Raw genomic sequence first — 22,920 nt, 5'->3', positions numbered from 1 at the left:
ACCTATGCCTTCCAGCGCAAGCGGTACTGGATCGACGTCCCCGGCCTCACCGCCCCCACCACCGGCACCGTCACCAACACCCCGGCCGACGCCGAGCCCGAGAAGGACGGCGAGGAGGCGGACCAGATCCTGGGGGAGTGGGCGCAGAAGCTTCGAACCCTGACCAGCAAGAAGGGTGACCAGCTCCGCCAGAAGCTGATCACCGACCTGGTGTGCCGTCACACGGCGCAGATCCTCGCGTACGAGAGCGCCGAGGCGGTCGATCCGACGCTGCCGTTCCGCGATCTGGGCTACAACTCGCTGACGTCGGTGGAGCTGCGCAGCCGGCTGGCCGCCGACCTCGGCATCGCCCTGCCGTCCTCCCTCGTCTACGACTACCCCACTCCCGAGGTGCTGGCCCGGCACATCGTGCGGGACCTGGTGGAGGCGCCGGACCCGCAGACCGTCGACGCGGTGCTCTCCGGCCTTGACGACTCCTCCGACGAACCGCTGGCCGTGATCGGCATGGGGTGCCGCTACCCGGGCGGAGTGGTGTCGCCGGAAGGGCTCTGGGACCTGGTCTCCGGCGGTGTGGACGCGATCGGGGAACTCCCCGGGGACCGGGGCTGGGACCTGGACGAGCTGTACGACCCGGAGCGGGGCCTGTCGGGCAGGACGTACACCCGGCACGGCGGTTTCGTGTACGACGCCGACACCTTCGACGCCGAGTTCTTCGGGATCAGCCCGCGCGAGGCCGCGGCGATGGACCCCCAGCAGCGGCTGCTGCTGGAAACGGCCTGGGAGGCCCTGGAGCGGGCCCGGATCGTGCCCGGTTCGCTGAGGGGCAGCCGTACGGGTGTGTTCGTCGGGGCGATGACGCAGGAGTACGGCCCGCGGCTGTACGAGCCGGCTGCCGGTTCGGAGGGTTATCTCCTGACGGGGACGACGGCGAGTGTGGCGTCGGGTCGGGTTGCTTATGCGTTGGGTCTTGAGGGGCCGGCGGTGACGGTGGACACGGCGTGTTCGGCGTCGTTGGTGGCGTTGCATCTGGCGGCGCAGTCGTTGCGCAGTGGTGAGTGCGGGTTGGCGTTGGCGGGTGGGGCGGCGGTGATGGCGTCGCCGGGGATGTTCGTGGAGTTCTCGCGTCAGCAGGGGTTGTCGGGGGACGGGCGGTGCAGGGCGTTCTCGTCGGATGCGGACGGGACGGCGTGGGGCGAGGGTGTCGGGGTGGTGGTGCTGGAGCGGTTGTCGGACGCGCGGCGCAATGGTCATGAGGTGCTGGCGGTGCTGCGGGGCAGTGCGGTCAACCAGGACGGTGCGTCCAATGGTCTGACGGCGCCGAATGGTCCGTCGCAGCAGCGGGTGATCCGGCAGGCGTTGGCGAATGCCGGTCTGACGGGTGCGGATGTGGATGTGGTCGAGGCGCACGGTACGGGTACCAGGCTGGGTGACCCGATCGAGGCGCAGGCGTTGCTGGCCACGTACGGTCAGGAGCACACGCCCGAACAGCCCCTGTGGCTGGGGTCGTTGAAGTCGAACATCGGGCACAGCATGGCGGCTGCGGGTGTCGGTGGCGTCATCAAGATGGTGATGGCGATGCGCCGGGGCGTGCTCCCGCAGACCCTGCACGTCGACGAACCGACCCCGCACGTGGATTGGGAGTCGGGTGCCGTCTCGCTGCTGACGCGGGAGCAGCCCTGGCCGGAGCTGGACCGGCCGCGCCGGGCCGCGGTCTCCTCGTTCGGCATCAGCGGCACGAACGCCCATCTGATTCTGGAGCAGGCTCCGGCGGAGGAAGCGGGGCCGGGTGAGGCGGTTGCCGTGGAGGGTCCGGTGCCGTGGGTGCTGTCGGGGCGCAGTGGTGCGGCGTTGCGTGAGCAGGCCGCGCGGCTGGCCGGTTTCGTTGCCGAGCGGCCGGAGCTGGACCCGGCCACGATCGGTTCCGCGCTGGTGCACGCCCGTACCGTCTTCGACCACCGGGCGGTCGCCGTCGGCACCGACCGCGACGAACTCCTGCGCGCCGTGCGGGACCTCGCCGACCCCGACACCCCCATGGAAGGGGCCACGACCGCCGGGAAGACGGTGTTCGTCTTCCCTGGCCAGGGCTCCTACTGGACAGGTGTGGCAACAGATCTGTACGCCGATTCGCCGGTGTTCCGGGCGCGGTTGGAGGAGTGCGCGCGGGCGTTGTCGCCGTTCGTGGAGTGGGATCTGCTGGACGTCCTGCTCACCGAGCAGGGCGCCGGGCTTCTGGAGCGGGTGGACGTGGTCCAGCCGGCCCTGTGGGCGGTGATGGTCTCGCTGGCCGAACTGTGGCAGTCCTTCGGCGTCGTACCGGACGCGGTGGTCGGTCATTCGCAGGGCGAGATCGCCGCGGCGACCTTCACCGGTGCCCTGTCCCTGGAGGACGCCGCCCTGGTGGTGGCGCTCCGGGGCAGGGCGATCACCGAGATCGACGGGCACTGCGGCATGCTCTCCGTCGCCCTGCCCGTCGACCGGGTGCGCCTCCTCCTGGAGCGTCGGCCCGACGACCTCGAAATAGCGACCATCAACGGACCGTCGTCCACCGTCGTCTCGGGAACCTCCGAGGGGCTGGACGAACTGGCCCGGACACTGGAGGCCGACGGTGTGCGCTGCCGGCGGATCGCGGTGAACTACGCCTCGCACTCCCGGTACGTCGAACCGATCCGCGACCGGGTGATCGAACTGCTCGCCCCGATCGCCCCCCGTACCTCCGACACCGCCTTCTACTCCACCGTCCGGGGCGAGGTCATCGACACCGCCGGGCTCGACGCGGACTACTGGTACCGCAACATGCGGCAGACGGTGGAGTTCGAGAAGACCACCCGGGCGCTGCTCGCCGACGGCTTCACCACGTTCGTCGAGTGCGGGGCGCACCCCGTGCTCGCCATCGGAATGCAGGAGACATTCGACGACGCGTCCGCCCCGAACGCGGTGGCCGTGCCGTCGCTGCGCCGCGGCGAGGGCGGCCGGGAACGCTTCCTGCGCTCGCTCGGCCGGGCGTGGGCCCACGGTGTGGACGTCGACTGGGGGCAGCTGCTGCCCCCGACGCGCCGGTCGGTGGAACTGCCCACGTACGCCTTCCAGCGCAGCCGGTACTGGCTGGAGCCGGCCCGGCAGACCGCCGACGTGTCCGCCGCGGGCCTCACCGCCGCCGAGCACCCCCTGCTCGGCGCGGTCGTGGGTCTCGCCGGCACGCGCTCCTCGGTGTTCTCGGGGCGGCTGTCCCTGCAGACCCACCCGTGGCTCGCCGACCACGCGGTGGCCGGGACGGTCCTGCTGCCCGGCACCGCCTTCGTCGAACTGGCCCTGCGAGCGGGCGACGAGACAGGCTGCGACACCCTCGAAGAACTCACCCTGGAAGCACCCCTTGTGCTGCGCGACACGGGCGCCGTGCACCTGCAGGTGGCCGTGGAACCCTCGGACACCACGGGCAGGCGCGCCGTCGCCGTGTACTCCCGGCCCGAGGAGGCCGGTGACGACGACGAGGCGTGGACGCGCCACGCCACCGGTGTCCTGGCCCACGGTTCCACGAAGACCCCCGACCCTGTCGGGGTGTGGCCTCCGGTGGGTGCGGTGCGGGTTGATGTGTCGGGGTTGTATGGGGAGTTGGCGGGGGCGGGGTATGAGTACGGGCCGGTGTTCCAGGGGGTGGAGGCGGTCTGGCGGCGGGGTGTGGAGGTGTTTGCCCAGGTGGTTCTGGGTGAGGAGGAGTGTGGTGGTGCAGAGGGGTTCGGGGTGCATCCGGCGTTGTTGGATGCGGCGTTGCATGCGGGGTTGTTGCCGGGGGACGGTTCGGGTCTGGTGGCTCCGAGGCTGCCGTTCGTGTGGTCGGGTGTGCGGTTGCACGCGACGGGTGCGGTGGCGGTTCGGGTGCGGCTGGTGCCGGTGGGCAACGACAGTGTGTCCGTGGAGTTGTTCGACGGTGAGGGCCGGCCGGTCGTCTCCGTCGACTCCCTCGCCCTGCGCGAGATCCCGAAGGACCGGCTCCGGGCCGGGGGCGCGGACGAGGCACACACCCCGTACGCCGTCGAATGGATCCGTCCGGCCGCGCCCGAGCGGGGCCGGACGGGAACGTGCGCCGTGGTCGGCGGGGACACCCGGCTGACCCGCGGGCTCGCGGACTCCCTGAACGCCCCCGTGCACCCCGGCCTCGACGCCCTCCTGGCCGCCGTGCGCGAAGGCGCCGAACCGCCGCAGCTGGTCGTCCTCGCCGCGTCCGAGCCGCCGCTGCCCGGCGACCCGGCCGCCGACGACACACCAGGACATGTGCGCATCACCGTGCACCGGACCCTGGAAGCGGTCCAGCAGTGGCTCGCCGGCGAGGAGTTCATGCGCTCACGGCTGGCCGTCGTGACGCAGGGCGCCCTGGCGACCCGGCCCGGCGAGGACGTCACCGACCTGGCGGGCGCCGCCCTGTGGGGCCTGATGCGAACCGTCCAGGCCGAGGAACCCGACCGGTTCGCACTCGTCGACCTGGCCGGACCCGACCACCCGGCCGACGACCTGGCACGGGTGTGGTCCGCCCTCGACACCGAACCCCAGCTCGCCCTGCGGAGCGAAGGCCCGCTCGTGCCCAGGCTGGTCAGGGCCACCACCCCCGACGACACACCGCCCCCGCGCCCGCTCGACCCCGAGGGGACGGTGTTGATCACCGGTGGTACGGGGACGTTGGGTGTGCTGTTCGCGCGTCATGTGGTGCGTGCGTACGGGGTGCGGCATCTGTTGTTGGTGAGCCGGCGGGGTGCGGGGGCGGAGGGTGTTGCCGAGCTGGTTGCGGAGCTGGGTGGGTTGGGTGCCCGGGTTCGGGTGGTGGGGTGTGATGTGGGTGACCGGGGGGCGTTGGCGGAGCTGCTGGCGTCGGTTCCGGTGGAGCATCCGTTGACTGCCGTGGTGCACACGGCGGGGGTGCTGGACGACGGTACGGTGACGGCGCTGACGCCGCAGCGGGTGGACGCGGTGCTGCGTCCCAAGGCGGACGCGGCCTGGTACCTGCACGAACTGACCCGGGACCTCGACCTCGCCGCCTTCGTCCTCTTCTCCTCCGTCACCGCCACCCTCGGCAACCCCGGACAGGGCAACTACACAGCGGCGAACGGCTTCCTGGACGGCCTCGCCCAGCACCGGCACGCCCACGGGCTGCCCGCGCTGTCCCTGGGCTGGGGCCTGTGGGGCCGGGCGACCGGACTGACCGGCCACCTCGGCGAGGCCGACCTCGCCAGGATGACCCGGGGCGGCCTCGCCGCCATGGACACCGACCACGGCCTCGCCCTGTTCGACGCCTCGCTGACCACCGGGCGCGCGGCCACCGTCCCCACCCGCCTTGACCTCGCGGCACTGCGGGCCGGCGCGGGCGACGGACCGCTCCCCGCCCTGCTCCGCGCACTGATCAGGGTTCCCGTCCGCAGGAGCGCCAGGACCGCCGCCGAGACCCCGGCCGGCGAATGGGCCCAGCGGATCGCCGCCCTGCCGGAGGCCGAGCACACCGACGCGGTCGCCGCACTCGTACGCACCCAGGTGGCCACCGTCCTCGGCCTCGGTTCGGCCGGGGCCGTCGACGACACCCGGGCGTTCAAGAGCTACGGCTTCGACTCGCTGGCCTCGGTCGAACTGCGCAACCGGCTGGCCACCGCCACCGCGCTGCCGCTGCCCGCCACCCTCGTCTTCGACTTCCCCACCCCCGGCGCGGTGGCCGGCTACCTGCTGGAACGCGTCATGGGGGAGAGCGCGCCCGCCGAGGACGAACCGGTCCGGCGCCGGGCCGAGGACGACGACCCGATCGCCATCATCTCGATGAGCTGCCGCTACCCCGGCGGCATCACCTCCCCCGAGGAGCTGTGGCGACTGGTCGCCGACGGGGTGGACGCGGTCGGGGGCTTCCCCGTCTCGCGCGGCTGGGACGAGGCCGAACTGTACGACCCCGACCCGGACGCGGCCGGCAGGACGTACTCGCGGTCCGGCGGATTCCTGCACGGCGCCGAGGAGTTCGACGCCGAGTTCTTCGGGATCAGCCCGCGCGAGGCGCTCGCCACCGACCCGCAGCAGCGCCTCCTGCTGGAGACCACCTGGGAGGCGTTCGAAAGGGCGGGCATCGACCCGACGACGATGCGCGGCAGCCGTACCGGGGTGTTCGCCGGAGTCATGTACAACGACTACGCGTCGCGGCTGCACCCGGCACCCGCCGGATACGAGGGCTACCTCGGCAACGGCAGCATGGGCAGCGTCGCCTCCGGCCGGGTCTCCTACACCTTCGGACTGGAGGGCCCCGCCCTCACCGTCGACACCGCCTGCTCGTCGTCCCTGGTGGCACTGCACCTGGCCGCACGGGCACTGCGCGAGGGCGAGTGCTCGCTCGCCCTGGCCGGCGGCGTCGCCATCATGGCCACACCCACCACCTTCATCGAGTTCAGCCGCCAGCGGGCCCTGTCGCCGGACGGGCGCTGCAAGGCGTTCTCCGCCTCGTCCAACGGCACCGGATGGGCCGAGGGCGTCGGCCTGGTGCTCCTGGAACGGCTCTCGGACGCGCGCCGCAACGGCCACCGCGTACTCGCCGTCATCCGCGGCAGCGCCGTCAACCAGGACGGTGCCAGCAACGGACTCACCGCCCCCAACGGGCCCGCCCAGCAGCGCGTCATCCGGCAGGCCCTCGCCGACGCGGGCCTGAGCGGTGCGGACGTCGACGCCGTGGAGGCGCACGGCACCGGAACCACCCTCGGGGACCCGATCGAGGCCCAGGCCCTGCTGGCCACGTACGGCGAGCAGCACACCCCCGAACAGCCGCTGTGGCTCGGCTCGTTCAAGTCCAACATCGGTCACTCGCAGGCGGCGGCCGGGGTCGGCGGCGTCATCAAGATGGTGATGGCGATGCACCACGGGACGCTGCCGCGCACCCTGCACGTGGACGAACCCACTCCCCACGTGGACTGGTCCGCCGGCACGATGACACTGCTGACCGAGGAACAGCCCTGGCAGGAACGGGCCGACCGGCCGCGCCGGGCCGCGGTCTCCTCGTTCGGCATCAGCGGCACGAACGCCCACCTCATCCTGGAACAGGCCCCCCGCACGGAGCCCGCCCCGGCGGCCGGTCCCGTGAGGAACGGGACCGGGCCGTCGGCGCACCCGCTGCCCTGGGTGCTGTCCGCGCACACCGAGGAAGGGCTGCGGGCCCAGGCGGCACGCCTCGTGTCGTACCTCGCCGAAGCGGCCGAACCGCCGCGCCCCGAGGACGTGTCCCTGTCGCTGGCCACCACCCGGGCCCGCCTCGCACACCGCGCCGTGGTCCTGGGCGCGGACCGGGAAGAACTCACCGGGGCCCTGACCGCCCTCGCCCTCGGCGAGAACACACCGGACGTGGTGCGGGGAACGGCCTCCGGCACCGGCCGCACCGCCTTCATGTTCACCGGTCAGGGCAGCCAGCGCGCGGGCATGGGACGCGGACTGTACGAGACCTTCCCCGTCTTCGCCGAAGCCTTCGACGCGGCCTGCGCACGGCTCGACACGGAACTGGGCCGCTCCCTGAAGGAGCTGGTGTTCGCCGGGCCGGACAGCCCCGAGGCCGACCTGCTCGACCGCACGGTCTTCACCCAGGCCGCCCTGTTCGCCGTCCAGACCGCGCTGTACCGGCTCACCGAGCACCTCGGACTCGCCCCCGACCTGCTGATCGGCCACTCCGTGGGCGAGGTCACCGCCGCACACGTCGCCGGGGTCCTCACCCTGGACGACGCGTGCACCCTGGTGGCGGCGCGGGGACGGCTGATGCAGTCGGCCCGCGAGGGCGGTGTGATGATCGCGATCCGCGCGGCCGAGGCCGACGTCCTCGACCGGCTGCGGCCGTACGGGGGAAGGCTCAGCCTCGCCGCGGTCAACGGACCCCGGGCCGTGGTGATCTCCGGCGACGCCGACGCCGCCCACGAGGTGGCCGAACACTTCCTGGCCCAGGGGGTCAAGACCCGCCGGCTGACGGTCTCGCACGCCTTCCACTCCCCGCACATGGACGGCGTACTCGAAGAGTTCGAACGGATCACCCGCACCCTGACCTTCCACGAACCGCGCATCCCGGTCGTCTCCAACATCACCGCGCGCGTCGCGCTCCCCGGGGAGCTGACCGACCCCGGCTACTGGGCGCGGCACATCCGGGCGGCGGTCCGCTTCCACGACGGCATCCGCACCCTCCACGAGGAAGGCGTCACCACCTACCTCGAACTGGGTCCCGACCCCGTCCTGACCTCGCTGGTCCGCAACGCCTTCGAGGACGGGGACGAGCTGCCCGCCGCGGCCCCGGTCCTGCGGGCGGGCCGCCCCGAGGACCGCACCTTCCTCGCTGCGCTCGCCACCGCCGACACCCGCGGCACCCCCGTCGACTGGCCGGCACTGCTCGCCGGGCGGAACGCACGGGTCGCCGACCTGCCCACGTACGCCTTCCAGCGCAGCCGCTACTGGCTGGAGACCCCCGCCGCACCCCGTGACACGGCCGGCACGGGGCAGGACGCCGCGGACCACCCGCTGCTCGGCGCGTTCGTCGAACTCGCGGGCGGCGAGGGGCTGGTGTGCACCGGACGGCTCTCGCTCGACGACCACCCCTGGCTCGGCGACCACGTCGTGGCGGGTGCCGTGGTGCTGCCCGGTGCCGCCCTGGCCGACCTCGCCACCTGGGCCGGGGACCGGGTCGGCAGCACCACCGTCGAGGACCTCACGATGGAGGCCCCGCTGGTGCTGCCGGAACGCGGCGCCCTGCGCATCCAGGTCACCGTCGGCGCCGCCGACGACACGAACCGCCACCCGTTCAGCGTGTACACCAGGCCGGACGACGGGACCACCGGCGACGGGAGCGCGCCCTGGACCCGGCACGTGACCGGGACGCTCGGCGACGGCACCCCGGACGGTGCCGGGGCGACGGACACCGCACTCGGCGGGGCATGGCCGCCGCCCGGCGCCGCGGCCATGGACGTCGAGGCGCTCCACGACCGCCTCGTCACCGCCGGCCTCTCGTACGGCCCCGCCTTCCGCGGACTGCACGCCGCCTGGCGGCTGGGCGACGAGCTGTACCTCGACGTACGACTGCCGGAGGGCGACTTCGCCGCACCGGACGGCTACGGCATCCACCCCGCCCTCCTCGACTCCACCCTGCGCCCGCTGGCGCTGGGCAGCCCGGACCCGGACGGGCGGACGGAGGAGGACCGCGTCCACATCCCGTTCCTGTGGAGCGGCGTCACCCTGTACGCGACCGGCGCCACGGCCGTACGCGTACGCATCGCCCCGACGGCGACGGCCGGTGCCGTGTCCCTGGACATCGCCGACCCCGAAGGGGCGCCGGTGGCCCGTGTCGAGACCCTGGCCGTGCGGGCACTGCCCGCCGGCCGGCTGCCCGCCCCGACGGCGACGACCGGCGCGGACGGCGGACTCCTGCACCTCGCCTGGACCGAACTCGCCGGAGCCGACGCACCGGAAACGGACAGTCCGCTCCACGAGGGACGCTGGGCGGTGCTCGACGACCGGTCCGAACTGGCCGCGCCCGCGATGGCCCACACCGCACGGCGCATCCCGGTCGAAACCCTCGGCACACTGACCGACACCGACACCGACACCGGCACCACGACACCGCCCGACATCGTGGTACTCGACGCGCCCGGCCGGTCCCGGACACCCGGGACCAACCCGCCGGACGCGGCGCGCGCCGCCCTCACCGACGCATTGGCCCTGCTGCACACCTGGCTCGGCCGGGAGGACCTCGCCGACACCCGTCTCGTCCTGCTGACCCGGCAGGCCGCCGCCGTCCGGCCGGGCGAGGCACCGGACCCGGTGGCCGCCGCCGTCACCGGTCTGCTGCGCTCCGCCCAGTCGGAGAACCCCGGCCGCCTCGTCGTCCTCGACCTGGACGGCACCGACGCCTCGGCACGCGCCGTGGCCGGGGCGGCGACCGCGGCCCTCGCCCAGGGCGAACCGCACATCGGGCTGCGCGAAGGCACGGCGTACGTCCCGCGCCTGGTGCCCCGGGCGTCCGACCGGGACCGGGCACAGAACCCGGACCCGGGCCGGGACGAGGACCGGGGCCCGCGGTTCGCCCCGGACGGCACGGTCCTGATCACCGGGGCCACCGGTTTCCTCGGCGGACTCGTCGCCCGGCACCTGGTCGCCGAACACGGCGTACGGCACCTGCTGCTGGTCAGCCGACGGGGCGAGGACGCCCCCGGCGCCCGCGAACTGGGCGCCGAACTGGCCGCGTCGGGGGCGAGCCCCGTCTTCGCGGCGTGCGACGTCGCGGATCGCGAGGCGCTCGTGCACCTCCTGACGACCGTCGACGCCGAACACCCGCTGACCGCGGTCGTCCACACGGCGGGCGTGCTCGACGACGCGGTCCTGACCGGACTGACCCCCGGGCGCATCGACACGGTGCTGCGGCCCAAGGCGGACGCCGCCTGGAACCTGCACGAACTCACCGGTGGCCTCGACCTGTCGGCGTTCGTGCTCTTCTCCTCGATCGCCGCACCGCTCGGCACCCCGGGGCAGGCCAACTACGCGGCGGCCAACGCCTTCCTCGACGCGCTCGCCCTGCGCCGACGGGCGGACGGCCTGCCCGCCCTGTCCCTGGGCTGGGGACTGTGGGGCAACGACGCCGGCATGGCCGAGGAACTCGCGGCGGCCGACCGGGCCCGTCTCGCCCGCTCCGGCCTCGCACCGATGGCGAGCGACCACGGCCTCGCCCTGCTGGACGCCGCCCTGCCCGCCCCGGAGGGGCTGCTCGTACCCGTACGGCTCGACGCCGCGGCCCTGCGCACCCAGGCGGCCTCGGGCCGACTTCCCGCACTCCTGCGCGCGTTGGTCCGTACCCCCGTACGTCGTTCCGCCGCATCCGGCGGCCCGGCCGAGAGCACACAGCCCCTGCTCGACCGGCTGACCGCGATGACCCCCGACGAGCGCGCCGACGCCGTACTGGAACTGGTGCGTGCCCAGGTCGCGGGCGTGCTAGGCCACACCGACACCCGGCGCGTCGACAGCGGACGCAGTTTCCAGGAGCTGGGGTTCGACTCCCTCACCGCGGTCGAACTGCGCGACCGGCTGTCGGCCGCGACCGGGCTGCGGCTGTCCGCCACGCTCCCCTTCGACCATCCGACGGCCGCGGCGCTCGCCGCGGAACTGCTCGGACGGCTCGTACCGGACGACACCGCCGGCCCGGCGTCGCTCGCCGAGGCCCTCGACCACCTGGAGGCCGCCCTCACCGGGGCGACCGGCACCGGGGCCGAGGAGTACGAACGGGTCGGCGGACGCCTCGGCGAACTGCTGCGCCGATGGCAGGGCGCGCACCGGCACCTGGCGCCCGGGTCCGACGACGTGTCCGACCTCGAATCGGTCACGGACGACGAACTCTTCTCCGCCCTCGACGACGAACTCCGGGCCACCGGAGCCGAATGAGCCCGCACGGACGGGCCGCGGGCGCCCTCTCGACGACGTTCGGAAACCACCGATGTTCGAAAAAGCAATGTGCACCACAGGTGTACGGACAAGGAGTCATCCGTGAGGAATATGCGCGGGAACCCATGGGCAGTCCTGGTGACGCTGGGTCTCGGGTTCTTCATGACGCTGCTGGACCTGACCATCGTGAACATCGCGATTCCCGACATGATGGACCGGCTGGGATCGTCCCTCGACGAGGCCATGTGGGTCGTCAGCGCCTACGCGCTGGTGCTCGCCGTCACGCTGATCACCTTCAGCAGGCTCGGTGACCTCCGCGGCCCCCGCACCCTGTTCGTCGCCGGCGTCTCCCTGTTCACCCTGGCGAGCATCGCCTGCGGCCTCGCCGGCACCCCCGGCGTGCTGATCGGCACGCGCGCGGTCCAGGGCCTCGGCGCGGCGATGATGGTGCCCCAGACCATGGTCCTGATCATGGCGGTCTTCCCGGCCGACCGGCGCGGCACCGCCATGGGCGTGTGGGGTTCGATCGCCGGGGTCGCGACCCTCTCCGGCCCGACCCTGGGCGGCCTGATCGTGAGTGCGATCGGCTGGCGCTGGATCTTCTTCATCAACGTGCCGATCGGCCTGGCGGTCATCGCCCTGACGTTCCTGTGGGTGCCCGACATCCGGCCCGCCCGCGCGCACAAGTTCGACGTGGTGGGCGTCGTCATCGTCACGGCCGCGCTGTTCTGCCTGTCCTTCGGCCTGCAGGAGGGCGAGCGCTACGACTGGAACGCCGGCATCGTCGCGCTGATCACCGCGGGCGTGGCACTCATCGGCGTGTTCCTGCTCCACCAGCGGCGCAAGCAGGGCGACGAGCCCCTGGTGCCCTTCGCCCTGTTCCGCGACCGCAACTTCACCGTCATGACCACCATCGTGGCCCTGATCTCGATGGCGCTGCTGGGCCTGGTCCTGCCGATGAACATCTACCTGCAGTCCGTGCTCGGCATGAGCGCGATCCAGGCGGGCCTCACCCTCGCCGCCTCCCCGGTGATGTCCATGTGCACGGCACCCTTCGCGGGCCGCATGTCGGACCGCATCGGCGGCAAGAACGTCCTGCTGTTCGGCCTGATCGTGTACGGCTGCGGCATCGCCCTGGTGATGATGCTCGCCGCGACCGACAGCCACTGGTACACCTTCACCCTGCCGATGGCCGTCCTCGGCCTCGGCACCGGCTGCCTGCTCGCCCCGATGGCGACCGAGGCGATGCGCAACGTGCCCCGACAGCTCGCCGGCGCGGCCTCCGGGGTCAACAACACGGTCCGGCAGATCGGTTCGGTCCTGGGCGCCTCGATCGTGGGCGCCGTGCTGCAGAGCCGCCTCGCCTCGAACCTGCACTCCGAGGCGACCGCCCGCGCCGACGCGCTGCCCGCCGGGTCCCGCGACGGCTTCGTGGCCGCCTTCTCGCACGGCGACACCCCGGACGCCTCGGCGCTCAAGGCACTGGCGGCCGACCTGCCCGACAAGGCGGCGGGCACACTCGGCAAGCTCGCCGAGGACGTCTACAACCACGGCTTCGTGGCCACCATGGACTCCTCCTTCGTGCTGCCGCTCTGCGCCATCGCCCTGTCCGCGCTGCTGTGCACCACGGCCCACAACCACATGAAGAAGAAGGCCGCGGCGGCCGAGGCCGTCGCGCCGGTCGGGGCGGAGCCGGAACCCAGCCGCTGAACCCGACACCGCCGGCCCCGGGCCGGCCACGACCCCCGGCCCCCACGCACATCCCCCGGCGTGGGGGCCGGAACGTTGCCCGGTACACGGCCCCCGCCCGGGGAGCCCGCCGGGGGCCGATTCCGGGGGACCGGGCCGGGGTCACAGCAACCGGTCGACCAGCCCGTCGACGTAGTCCGGGGTGAGCGGGCCCATCCCGAACAGGACGCGGACGTACATCGGGGCCAGGACGTGGTCCAGCACGCCCAACGCGTCGGGTGCGTGCTCGCCGCGTTCGCGGGCGCGGTCGAGCATGGACTGCAGTTGCCGGATGCGTTCGTCGCGGAGGGCGTCACGGGCCTGCAGGCCCTGCTGATCGCTGCCGGACAGGGCGACGGCCAGGTGCAGCACCGTCGGACCGTCGGGGCCGGTGATCTCGCGGGCCACGTTGGCCGCGTAGGTGCGCAGGTCGCCGGCCAGGCTCCCGGTGTCGGGCATCGGCGACTGCGCGTTGAGGCGGTTGAGCGCCACGTCGGTGAGCAGGGCCTCCAGGTTGCCCCACCGGCGGTAGATGCTGCTGTCGGCCACGCCCGCGCGGGCCGCGACCTCGCCGATGGTGAAGTTGCCGTAGCCGCGCTCGCCGATCAGTTCGGTGACGGCCCGGTGTACCTGTGCGCCGACGCGGGCGCTGCGCCCGCCGGGGCGCCGGGCTGGCTGTCGTTCATTCATGCTTCCACCTTAACGCAGTCGCGACTTGCGTTTACGGGCGACCCTCCGTACAGTTCACTAACGCAGTCACCGACTGCTTTAGGTCGCTCGGGGGTATCGCCACCCGTGACGGCCGTGGCTGGGCGCAACCATCGATTGAGGGGGATCTTCATGGCCGCATCGCATGCGACCGCGACCGCAGGCGGTCGATCAAACCGGGCCGTGCTGCTCACGGTGACCTGTCTGGGCCAGTTCATGGTCCTGCTCGACAACACGATCGTCGGAGCGGCGCTGCCCGACATGCAGCACCGGCTGCACACCCAGCTGACCGGTCTGCAGTGGATCGTCGACGCATACGTACTGCTGGTCGCCATGTTGCTGCTGTCCGGCGGTGTCTTCGCCGACCGGTTCGGCCGCAAGCGGGTGTACCTGACCGGCGTGGCGGTGTTCACCGCCGCGTCACTGCTGTGCAGCCTCGCGCCCTCGGTCGGCTGGCTGGCCGCCGGCCGGGTGTTGCAGGGCATCGGGGCCGCGGCGCTGAGCCCCGCCTCACTCGCCCTGCTCGTCGCCGCCTGTCCCGTGCCGCAAGAACGGATCAGGGCGATCGGACTGTGGGCCGGATTCAGCGGAATCGGTCTGGCCGCGGGCCCCGTGGCCGGCGGCGTGCTGACGGAGGCCTTCGGCTGGCCGGCCATCTTCCTGGTCAATCTGCCCATCGGCGGGGTCCTGCTGCTGGTCGGCCTGCGCCACCTCGGCGAGTCCCGTAATCCGGGCGCCCCCGCGATCGACGTCCCGGGCACCGTGCTGTCCGTCGCGGCGGTGGGAGCACTGACCTACGGGCTGATCGAGGGCGGTGCCCGCGGCTGGACGTCGCCGGTCATCCTGGGCAGCTTCACCGCCGCGGTGATCCTCCTCGCCGCCTTCGTCGCCGTGGAAGCGCGTCGTTCCGCACCGATGCTGCCGCTGAGGCTGTTCCGGCAGCGCCTGTTCACCGTGTCCAACACCGCCATGGTCGTGGTGGGGTTCGCGCTCATGGGTTCGTCGTTCTTCTTCTCCCAGTTCTTCGTGTACGTCCAGGGCAGCTCGATCCTGCGCGCCGGTCTGCAGACCCTGCCGGTGTCCCTCGCCATGGTGATCGTCAGCCCGTACGCCGGCCGGCTCGCCGCCCGGTACGGCTTCCGGATCGTGGTCACCACCGGCCTGGCTCTCGCCGGCCTGGGACTGCTGGCGCTCGGTATGGTGCATGCCGACACCGGCTACGGGAACGTGTGGTGGCGGCTGGGACTCGCCGGCACCGGCTTCGCCCTGGCCATGTCCCCACTGACAGGCGCCGCCATCCAAGCGGTCGGTCCGCAGGAAGGCGGCCTCGCATCGGGCATCAGCAGCACCACCCGGCAGATCGGCGCGGTGTTCGGCGTGGCGGTACTGGGAGCCGTCGTCCGCGGTCGGCAGTCCGGCGGCGCCTCCTTCGAGACCGGCCTCAACAGTGCCTTCCTCGCCGCCGGCGCCGTCACCCTGGTCACCGCCGTGTTCACCGGCCTGTGGCTGACGACGAGGCCCAAGCCCGCGGCGCCGCGACGTCCCACCGGGCCGGAGGCCGTCCCCACCTCGAACGAGGCATCCATGAGCGGCCGTTGACCCTGACGGCCGCCCCGGCCGGAAGAAGCCGCCGCGCAGGGCCGTGCACGCCATCCCACCACCACACGAAGGACCCCGATCTTGTCTCCCGACCCGACCACCGTTCACCCGCTGCCCGCCCACGAACGCGTGGTGTTCCTCAAGCCGCTGGTCACCTCGCCGAACATCGCGGTGGGCGAGTACACGTACTACGACGACCCGGACGGCGCCACGGACTTCGAGCGCCGCAACGTCCTCTACGCCTACGGGCCGGAGCGCCTCGTCATCGGCAAGTACTGTGCGATCGCCTCCGGGACCACGTTCCTGATGGCCGGTGCCGAGCACCCGACGATGGGGGCGTCGACGTACCCGTTCACCATGTTCGGCGGCCGGTGGGCCGAGCGGACGCTGGACATCGTCACCGCCATGCCCAGCCGCGGCGACACAATCGTCGGCAACGACGTCTGGTTCGGCCACCGGGCCACCGTCATGCCCGGTGTACGGATCGGCGACGGCGCCATCATCGCGGCCGGCGCCCAGGTCACCTCCGACGTCCCGCCCTACACGATCGTCGGCGGCAACCCGGCCCGGCCGATCAGGCAGCGCTTCGACGACGCCGACGTCGAACGGCTGCGGCGCGCCGCGTGGTGGGACTGGCCCGCCGACCTGGTCACCGAACACGCCCGCACCATCATGGCCGGCACCCCGGCCGACATCGAACGCATCGCCACCGAACACGAACAGGAGAAGTCCCTTTGACCCATGTGACCCACGTGTCCATCGAAGAGCACACCGTGGCCGACAGCGCGGCCGGACCCTACGCCCTCACCACCGGGCCGGACGGCGCGCTGTGGTTCACCCTCGTCCACGGCGGCCGGATCGGGCGCCTCGTCCCCGGCGAGGAACCCACGAGTCACCGGCTCGATCCCGAGTGCGGGCCGACCGTCATCACTCCCGGCCCGGACGGTGCGTTGTGGTTCACCGAGTACCGGGCGGACCGGATCGGGCGGATCACCACCGACGGCGTCATCGACGAGTTCGACGTGCCCACCCCGGGCTGCGGACCGTTCGGCATCGCGGCGGGACCCGACGGCGCGCTGTGGTTCACCGAGACCGCAGCCGACCGCATCGGCCGCGTCACCGTCGACGGCGATGTCACCGAGTTCCCGCTCCCCGTCACCGGCGCGTTCCCCTCCGCGATCGTCGCCGGTGACGACGGAGGGATGTGGTTCACCCTCAACCAGGCGGGCGCCATCGGGCGGATCGGCATGGACGGCACGGTCACCCTCCACCCCCTGCCGACGGAGGCCGCGGCGCCGGTGGGGATCGCCGCGGGCCGCGACGGAGCCCTGTGGTTCGTCGAGATCGCCGCCGGACAGATCGGCCGGATCACAACCGACGGCCAGATCACCGAGTTCCCGCTGCCCGACCGCGCCGCCCGCCCGCACGCCGTCACCGTCGACGCCGACGGCACCGCGTGGTTCACCGAATGGGGCGGCAACCGCGTCGGCACGATCACCCCCGACGGCTCCCTCACCGTCCACGACCTGCCCACCCCCGGATCCGAACCGCACGGCATCGCCGTCGGCCCCGACGGCGCCCTGTGGACCGCGCTGGAGATCGGCGCGCTCGCCCGCATCACCCCGGCGGCCGGCACCGCCTGACCAGACCACCCCCTCCGACACACACCGTCAACAGCGGTCGCCCGTACGGCGACCGGAGAGGAAGTCCCATGAAATACGCACTCGTGATCTTCGAGACGGACGAGTCGCGCCGCCGTATCCAGGCCGACCGGGCCGCGTACCGCAAGGAGTACGAGGGCTGGATCGGCGGCCTCGCCGCAGCCGGGAAACTGGTCGGCGGCGAAGCCCTGGAGACCGAGCGCATCGAGCCCGCGACGGTGCGCACCGCGACCGACGGGACGTCGGCGGTGTCCGACGGGCCCGCGCACGTCGGCGAGGAGACCCTCGGCGGCTGGTTCATCGTCGAGGTGGCCGACCGCGCGGAAGCCGTCGAACTGGCCAGGAGCCTCCCCACCCCGGAGACCGTCGAGATCCGTCCGGTCCTCGAATCCGCCTGACCGGCGCCGGGGACCGACCCGACGACACGGCGCCCGGCCACGGGGCCGGGCGCCGTGCCGCCTCGTCCTACCAGCGCACGTGCAGGGCGGAGAGACCACCGGTCAGCGTGTTGTCCCGGAACTGCAACTCGTCCAGCTCCGTGGCGAGTTGCAGGTTCGGGAACCGCTCGAACAGGGTGGAGAACACGATCTGGAGCTCCAGACGGGCCAGCCCCGAGCCGAGGCAGAAACGCGGACCGTGCCCGAACGCCAGATGCTGGGTGCTGTCCCGGGTGATGTCGAAGTAGTTCGGGTCCGAGAAGATGTCCGGGTCCCGGTTGGTGGCGGTGAAGGCCAGCAGCACCAGGTCGCCCTCGGGAATGGTGAGGTCCCCCACCTGGATGTCCTCGTGCGCGTAGCGCGGCAGCACGTCCTGGGTGGACGGGGCGGCCATCCGCAGGATCTCCTCGACCGCCGACTGGATGTGCCCCCGGGGGTCGGCCTGGAGCTTCGCGCGCTGCTCGGGGTGGGTGAGCAGCAGCAGCGTGCCCAGGTCGAGCCGGGTCACCGTCGTCTCGTGGCCGGCGAAGAGGATGCCGGAGGCCATCCGCGCGATCTCGGTGTCCTCCAGGCCCTCCTTCTCCTGCGCCGCGACCAGGTCGGAGAAGACGTCCTCGCCGGGGTTCCGCCGCTTCACGTCGATCAGCCGGTACATGTAGTCGTTCAGCTCGGCCCAGGCCGCCTTGGCGGCCTCCACGTCGTCCAGGCTGGTCGAGCCCGCCGAGAGCCGACGGAACTCCTCACGGTCCTCACCGGGGACGCCGAGCAGCTGGCAGATCACCAGGACGGGCAGCGGGAAGGAAAGGGCCTCGTGGAAGTTCCCGGGGTTCGGGCCCGACTCGAGACCGTCGTACAGCTGGCTCACCAGCTCCTCGACACCGGTCTTCAGACGCGCCACCCGGCGGGCGGAGAAGGCCGGGGACAGCAGCCGGCGGAAACGGGTGCGGGTGGCCACCTCCTCCTCGGGCTTGCCCAGCGGACCGGTGAGAACGGCCGCGTTGGCGACCCGGGCCGCCCTCTCCGGGTGGGCGTGCGAGCGCCCCAGCCGCGGATCGTTGAGGAGCTGCTTCACCTCGCCGTACCGGGTGACCAGCCACCCCTCGTCACCGGCGGACGTGCCGACCTTGACCACCGGCGACTTGGACCGCAGGGCGCGGAACGTGGGCGCGATGCCGTTCACGTCCTCCGGATCACGAGGGAAGGGAAGACGGGCGAGTTCTTGAACCTCTGTCACGGTCGTGCTCCTCGGGTCGGCATGGTGAGGTGACTGACAATCCCGAGGGGGACGCTAGGCAACCGGGCTAAAGGTGTCTTAAACCGCTTGCCGCGAATCCACCTGCAAGCGCCGCGAAAGGGCTGCGCAAGCCCCCGGTGCCAGGGTGACCCGACTTTCATTGGTTCTGTGGAAAGAGGGCGTCGCAAGATGAAGGTGGACAACGTCTTCCTCGCCGGGATCGGTACGTTCGTCCCGGAACGGGTCACGATCGACGAGGCCGTCGAACGCGGGTGGTACGACGCCGCCCTGCGCGAGTCCAGCGGCATGATCTCGGTGGCCGTCGGCGGCGACACACCGGCCCCCGACATGGCCGTCAGCGCCGCACGGGACGCGATGAAGCGCTCCGGACACCGGCCCGAGGACATCGACGTCCTCATCCACACCCCGGTGTTCCACCAGGGCCCCGACATCTGGTCCGCCCCCCACTACATCCTCCACAACACCCTGGACCGGCCCATCCCCGCCCTGGAACTGCGCCAGGGCTGCCTCGGCATGGTGACGTCGCTGCGGTTCGCCGCCAACCTGCTGATGGCCGACCGCGACTCCACCGCCGTGCTCGTGACCGCCGGCGACAACTTCTCCACGCCCAACGTGGACCGCTGGACGGTCAGCTCCAACTACATCCTGGCCGACGCCGGTTCGGCGGTGGTGCTCTCCAAGCGGGGCGGCTTCGCCAAGCTCCTGTCGGTGGGTTCCGTCTCCATCCCGGAGGCGGAACTGCTGCACCGCGGGGGAGACCCGCTCTTCCCGCCGAGCGTCACCCTCGGCAAGGGGCTCGACCTGGAGGCGCGCACCGACCACCTGCGCGAACAGTGGGCCAAGGGCGTGGTGCCGCCCGTGTTCCACCTCGGCGACATCGTCAACGAGACCGTCGACGCCACCCTCGCCGAGGCCGGGCTGACCATGGACGACATCACCAGGGTCGCCCACAGCGGAGTCGCCTGGGAACAGGTGGAGAACGGCTTCCTCGCCCCGCTGGGCATCGACAGCTCGCGCGGTACCTGGGAGTTCAACCGTCGCACGGGCCACTCGGGCGGCACCGACCAGATCGTCGGCCTCGACCACCTGCTGTCCTCGGGACAGCTGGAGCCGGGCGACCACGTACTGCTCCTCGCCGCGGCCGTGGGCATGGAGGTCGGCTCGGCCGTCCTGGAGATCGTCGAGATCCCGTAGGACGCAGGGCGCAGGACGTAACCCGTGACCCGTAACCCGTATGACCTGCGTGAACCGCATGAACCGCATGAACCGTACGAGAAGAGGAACCCCACCATGAACCCTTCCGCCACCGGCACCGTCGGCGCTCCGGCCGCCTTCACCCCGCAGCAGATCAAGGACACCGTCGCGCAGCTCATCGGCGTGGACGCCGATGCCATCGCCGACGACACGAACCTGGTCGCCCTCGGGCTGAAGTCCATGCACATCATGCAGCTGGTCAACGGCTGGCGGCGGGCCGGCCGCCGGGTCTCCTTCAAGGACCTGGCCACGGACCCCACCGTGGCGAGCTGGTCCCGGCAGCTGGCCTGACCCCGCACCCCCGGCCGGTCCGGTCACACGACGGCACAACGACACAACGACACGGTGGTACGGCGGTGGGGCCGTACCACCGTGCTCACCGCCGCGGCGAACCGAACCACTGCCGGAGAACGTCCGTCAGCGCCTCGTCGTCCGGCTCGCCCGCCCACGCCACGTGCCCGTCGGGGCGCAGCAGGACGGCACGCGCGTCGATGTCCGCCACCGGCCGGGCCACCACCACCTCGACCCGGTCGGACCAGGGCGCCAGCCGGTCGGCGACAGCGGTGCCGGTACCGGGGTCGGCGGCCGTGCCCGTACCGGTGCGCGTACCGGTCAGGTCGAGGAACACGCCGCGCCCGTGGTGCTGAACCTCGGGGACACTGCTCGTCCCGCCCGGCCCGGTCAGCGCCACATGCGGCAGCCGACGGCCCAGCGGCCGCGCCGCGTCCGGCTGGGCGTAGCTGACGTCCAGCCCGGTGGAGAGCTCCAGCAGATAGCGGTTGACGTCGGGGAACTCCAGCAACGTCGTCACCAGATCCCGCACCGGGGCCACCCGTTTCACCGGGTGGATCAGGGCCAGCTGGGTGTCCGTGGCGGAGGCCGCGCGCACCGCCGCCGGCCGGCGCTCGGACGTGTACGTGTCGAGCAGCTCGGGCGGCGCCCAGCCGAGCAGGTCGCCCGCGAGCTTCCACCCGAGGTTCACGGCATCCTGGAGACAGAGGTTGATCCGCAGACCGGCCAGGGGATAGAAGGTGTGCGCAGAGTCCCCGACCAGGAGAACCCGCTCGTCCTGGAACCGGTCGGCGACCCGGGACGGGCCGCCGTACCTGCGGATCCACCGCACCGGAACATCGGGGAACGGCTGCTCGTTGAGCCGCTCGACGCCCGCCCGCAGCTCCGCGGCCGTGGGCGCCACCGAAGCGCCCGGCAGATCGGTGTCGAACTCGGCGGTGATCACCCGGGTCACTCCCGGCTCCACCGGGACCGACGAGTACAGACCGCCGATCGGGCAGAACCGGGCCCCGCGGTGGATCTCCTCCAGGTCACCGAAGTCGATCTCCACATCGGCCACCAGCCCGCAATTGGGCTGGCTGGAACCGGGAAAACCGATCCCCGCCAGTTCGCGCACCACGCTGTTCTCGCCATCGGCCCCGATCAGGTAGCTGCCGCGCAGCCGGTACTCGCCGTCGGCGGACCGCACGGCGACCGTGACGCCCGACTCGTCCTGCGTGAACCCCGTCAGCTCGTGACCGGGGCGCAGATCCGCACCGCGCTTCACCGCCCGGTGCTCCAACTCCCGCTCCAGGTACTCCTGACCGAGCAGCAGCGCCGGCAGGTGCCGGCCCTCCAGCGGAGTGCTGTCCAGCCACAGCAGCGAGAAGTGGGTGCCCTGCGAGGGCGCGGTGTGCTCGCGTATCCCGTCCAACAGTCCACGTTGGTCGAGGAGTTCGGCCGCGGTCGTGTTCAGGGCCTGGCCGACGGAGCGGCCGCCGTCGCGCGTGGCGTGCCGCTCCAGCACGATCGATTCGATGCCCCACAGGCCCAGCTCGTGGGCGAGCATGAGCCCGGCGGGCCCGCCGCCCGAGATGATGACGGGATCGGACATAACCTGATTCCTAGGGGTGAGAGGTTTGGGAAAACCGGATCCATCATGGCCGGGGTGAGGACGGGAGGAGCCCGATTCAGGCGATCCCGAGCTCGTTGTCGATGAGGTCGAAGATCTCGTCGTCGGTCGCCGCCGAGATGCGCTCGGCGCTCGGACCCTCGGACGCGTGCGCGGCGGAACTGCCTTCCTCCAGACTCAGCAGGAAGTCCTGGAGACGGGTCACGACCTTGCCCACCGCGACCGGGGACGCCTCGGCGGCCCCCGACCCGCTCTGCAACAGGTCGAGTTCCGAGAGGAGCCGCCCGAACACGTCCGCCTCCGGCGGGGCGAGCAACTCGTCGAGGTGCCCGACCAGCGCGTTCGGCGTGGGATGGTCGAAGATCAGCGTCGGCGAGAGCCGGTGGCCGGTCGCGGCGCCGAGCCGGTTGCGCAGTTCGACGGCGGACAGCGAGTCGAAACCGAGCGTCTTGAAAGGCTGTTCGAGGCCGATGCTGTCCGCCGTGGAGTGTCCGAGCACCGCGGCGACGTTCTCGCGCACGAGCCGCGCCAGAACGTTGCGCCGCTCCTCGGACGACAGCGGCGCCAGGCGCTCGACGAGCGGTACGCCGGACGGCACGGACCGGACCGGACCGCTCGCGGCGCGGGCCGCGGAAGCCCCGGCCCGCTGCTGGACGAGACCGCTGAACAGCGGCTCCAGCAGGCCCGCCCGGGCCCGTTCGCCCAGCGTCGCGAGGTCCATCCCCATGGCCACCGACAGGGGCCGGCGCAGCCCGAGCGCCTCGTCGAACAGCGCCAGGCCCTCCTCCGAGGAGAGCGCCACCACACCGGTACGGGACAGCCGGTTCAGCGCCGTCTCGTCGAGATGACCCGTCATCTTGCTGCTCTCGCTCCACAGTCCCCAGGCGATGGAGGTGGCGGGGAGTCCTTGGGTGTGGCGGTGGTGGGCGAGGGCGTCGAGGAAGGTGTTGGCGGCGGCGTAGTTGG

Annotated in this window: 12 protein-coding genes; 8 read left to right on the top strand and 4 right to left on the bottom strand. The window is 72.2% G+C overall.

Features of this window, described 5'->3' with window-relative positions; all coding sequences use genetic code 11:
- Together ACFYW1_RS38310 and ACFYW1_RS38305 are read left to right on the top strand one after the other, a co-directional pair.
- On the top strand, nt 1–11,409 hold an 11,409-nt coding region (locus ACFYW1_RS38310), incomplete at its 5' end, for an SDR family NAD(P)-dependent oxidoreductase (protein ID WP_389004341.1).
- A gap of 111 nt (nt 11,410–11,520) precedes the next feature.
- Nucleotides 11,521–13,119: a DHA2 family efflux MFS transporter permease subunit gene (locus tag ACFYW1_RS38305; protein ID WP_389004345.1), complete on the top strand. Its 1,599-nt coding sequence runs from the start codon at nt 11,521–11,523 to the stop codon at nt 13,117–13,119.
- 141 nt (nt 13,120–13,260) lie between these two features.
- Here the strand turns inward: ACFYW1_RS38305 and ACFYW1_RS38300 are convergent, their stop codons facing one another.
- Entirely contained in the window at nt 13,261–13,827 is a 567-nt protein-coding gene (locus tag ACFYW1_RS38300; protein WP_389004339.1) for a TetR/AcrR family transcriptional regulator, read from the bottom strand.
- Nucleotides 13,828–13,977: 150 nt separating this feature from the next.
- Between ACFYW1_RS38300 and ACFYW1_RS38295 the strand changes: the two genes are divergently transcribed.
- The 4 genes from ACFYW1_RS38295 to ACFYW1_RS38280 all read left to right on the top strand — a co-directional run bounded on the left by ACFYW1_RS38295 (nt 13,978) and on the right by ACFYW1_RS38280 (nt 17,503).
- Nucleotides 13,978–15,444, top strand: a complete 1,467-nt coding sequence (locus tag ACFYW1_RS38295; RefSeq protein WP_389004337.1) for an MFS transporter — start codon at nt 13,978–13,980, stop codon at nt 15,442–15,444.
- 81 nt (nt 15,445–15,525) lie between these two features.
- Nucleotides 15,526–16,182, top strand: a complete 657-nt coding sequence (locus ACFYW1_RS38290; RefSeq protein ID WP_389004335.1) for a CatB-related O-acetyltransferase — start codon at nt 15,526–15,528, stop codon at nt 16,180–16,182.
- Between the two features lie 5 nt (nt 16,183–16,187).
- Nucleotides 16,188–17,087, top strand: coding sequence for a virginiamycin B lyase (locus tag ACFYW1_RS38285; protein WP_389004343.1), 900 nt, complete (start codon nt 16,188–16,190; stop codon nt 17,085–17,087).
- 68 nt (nt 17,088–17,155) lie between these two features.
- The gene (locus tag ACFYW1_RS38280) at nt 17,156–17,503 is read left to right on the top strand and encodes a YciI family protein (protein ID WP_389004333.1); all 348 of its coding nucleotides are present in this window, start codon (nt 17,156–17,158) and stop codon (nt 17,501–17,503) included.
- A 67-nt stretch (nt 17,504–17,570) separates the two neighbouring features.
- Here the strand turns inward: ACFYW1_RS38280 and ACFYW1_RS38275 are convergent, their stop codons facing one another.
- Nucleotides 17,571–18,776: a cytochrome P450 gene (locus ACFYW1_RS38275; protein ID WP_389004331.1), complete on the bottom strand. Its 1,206-nt coding sequence runs from the start codon at nt 18,774–18,776 to the stop codon at nt 17,571–17,573.
- A 189-nt stretch (nt 18,777–18,965) separates the two neighbouring features.
- Between ACFYW1_RS38275 and ACFYW1_RS38270 the strand changes: the two genes are divergently transcribed.
- Nucleotides 18,966–19,991: a ketoacyl-ACP synthase III family protein gene (locus ACFYW1_RS38270; protein WP_389004329.1), complete on the top strand. Its 1,026-nt coding sequence runs from the start codon at nt 18,966–18,968 to the stop codon at nt 19,989–19,991.
- A 96-nt stretch (nt 19,992–20,087) separates the two neighbouring features.
- Nucleotides 20,088–20,342, top strand: coding sequence for a phosphopantetheine-binding protein (locus ACFYW1_RS38265; RefSeq protein WP_389004327.1), 255 nt, complete (start codon nt 20,088–20,090; stop codon nt 20,340–20,342).
- An 85-nt stretch (nt 20,343–20,427) separates the two neighbouring features.
- On the opposite strand, the gene ACFYW1_RS38260 is transcribed toward ACFYW1_RS38265, so the two are convergent.
- Nucleotides 20,428–21,936 (bottom strand): FAD-dependent monooxygenase, encoded by a 1,509-nt coding sequence (locus tag ACFYW1_RS38260; RefSeq protein WP_389004325.1) that lies wholly within the window; start codon nt 21,934–21,936, stop codon nt 20,428–20,430.
- A gap of 76 nt (nt 21,937–22,012) precedes the next feature.
- On the bottom strand, nt 22,013–22,920 hold a 908-nt coding region (locus ACFYW1_RS38255), incomplete at its 5' end, for a phosphopantetheine-binding protein (RefSeq protein WP_389004323.1).

The organism is Streptomyces sp. NPDC002669, from assembly GCF_042889165.1.
Taxonomy (GTDB): Bacteria; Actinomycetota; Actinomycetes; order Streptomycetales; family Streptomycetaceae; genus Streptomyces.
Note: the sequence above shows the minus strand (reverse complement) of the source record. Positions and strands in the feature narration are given on the sequence as shown.

Coding starts and splice junctions, on each gene's coding strand:
- ACFYW1_RS38295 (WP_389004337.1), top strand. CDS start 13,978: ATGGCCGCATCGCATGCGACCGCGACCGCAGGCGGTCGATCAAACCGG.
- ACFYW1_RS38260 (WP_389004325.1), bottom strand. CDS start 21,936: ATGTCCGATCCCGTCATCATCTCGGGCGGCGGGCCCGCCGGGCTCATG.
- ACFYW1_RS38305 (WP_389004345.1), top strand. CDS start 11,521: ATGCGCGGGAACCCATGGGCAGTCCTGGTGACGCTGGGTCTCGGGTTC.
- ACFYW1_RS38270 (WP_389004329.1), top strand. CDS start 18,966: ATGAAGGTGGACAACGTCTTCCTCGCCGGGATCGGTACGTTCGTCCCG.
- ACFYW1_RS38265 (WP_389004327.1), top strand. CDS start 20,088: ATGAACCCTTCCGCCACCGGCACCGTCGGCGCTCCGGCCGCCTTCACC.
- ACFYW1_RS38300 (WP_389004339.1), bottom strand. CDS start 13,827: ATGAATGAACGACAGCCAGCCCGGCGCCCCGGCGGGCGCAGCGCCCGC.
- ACFYW1_RS38280 (WP_389004333.1), top strand. CDS start 17,156: ATGAAATACGCACTCGTGATCTTCGAGACGGACGAGTCGCGCCGCCGT.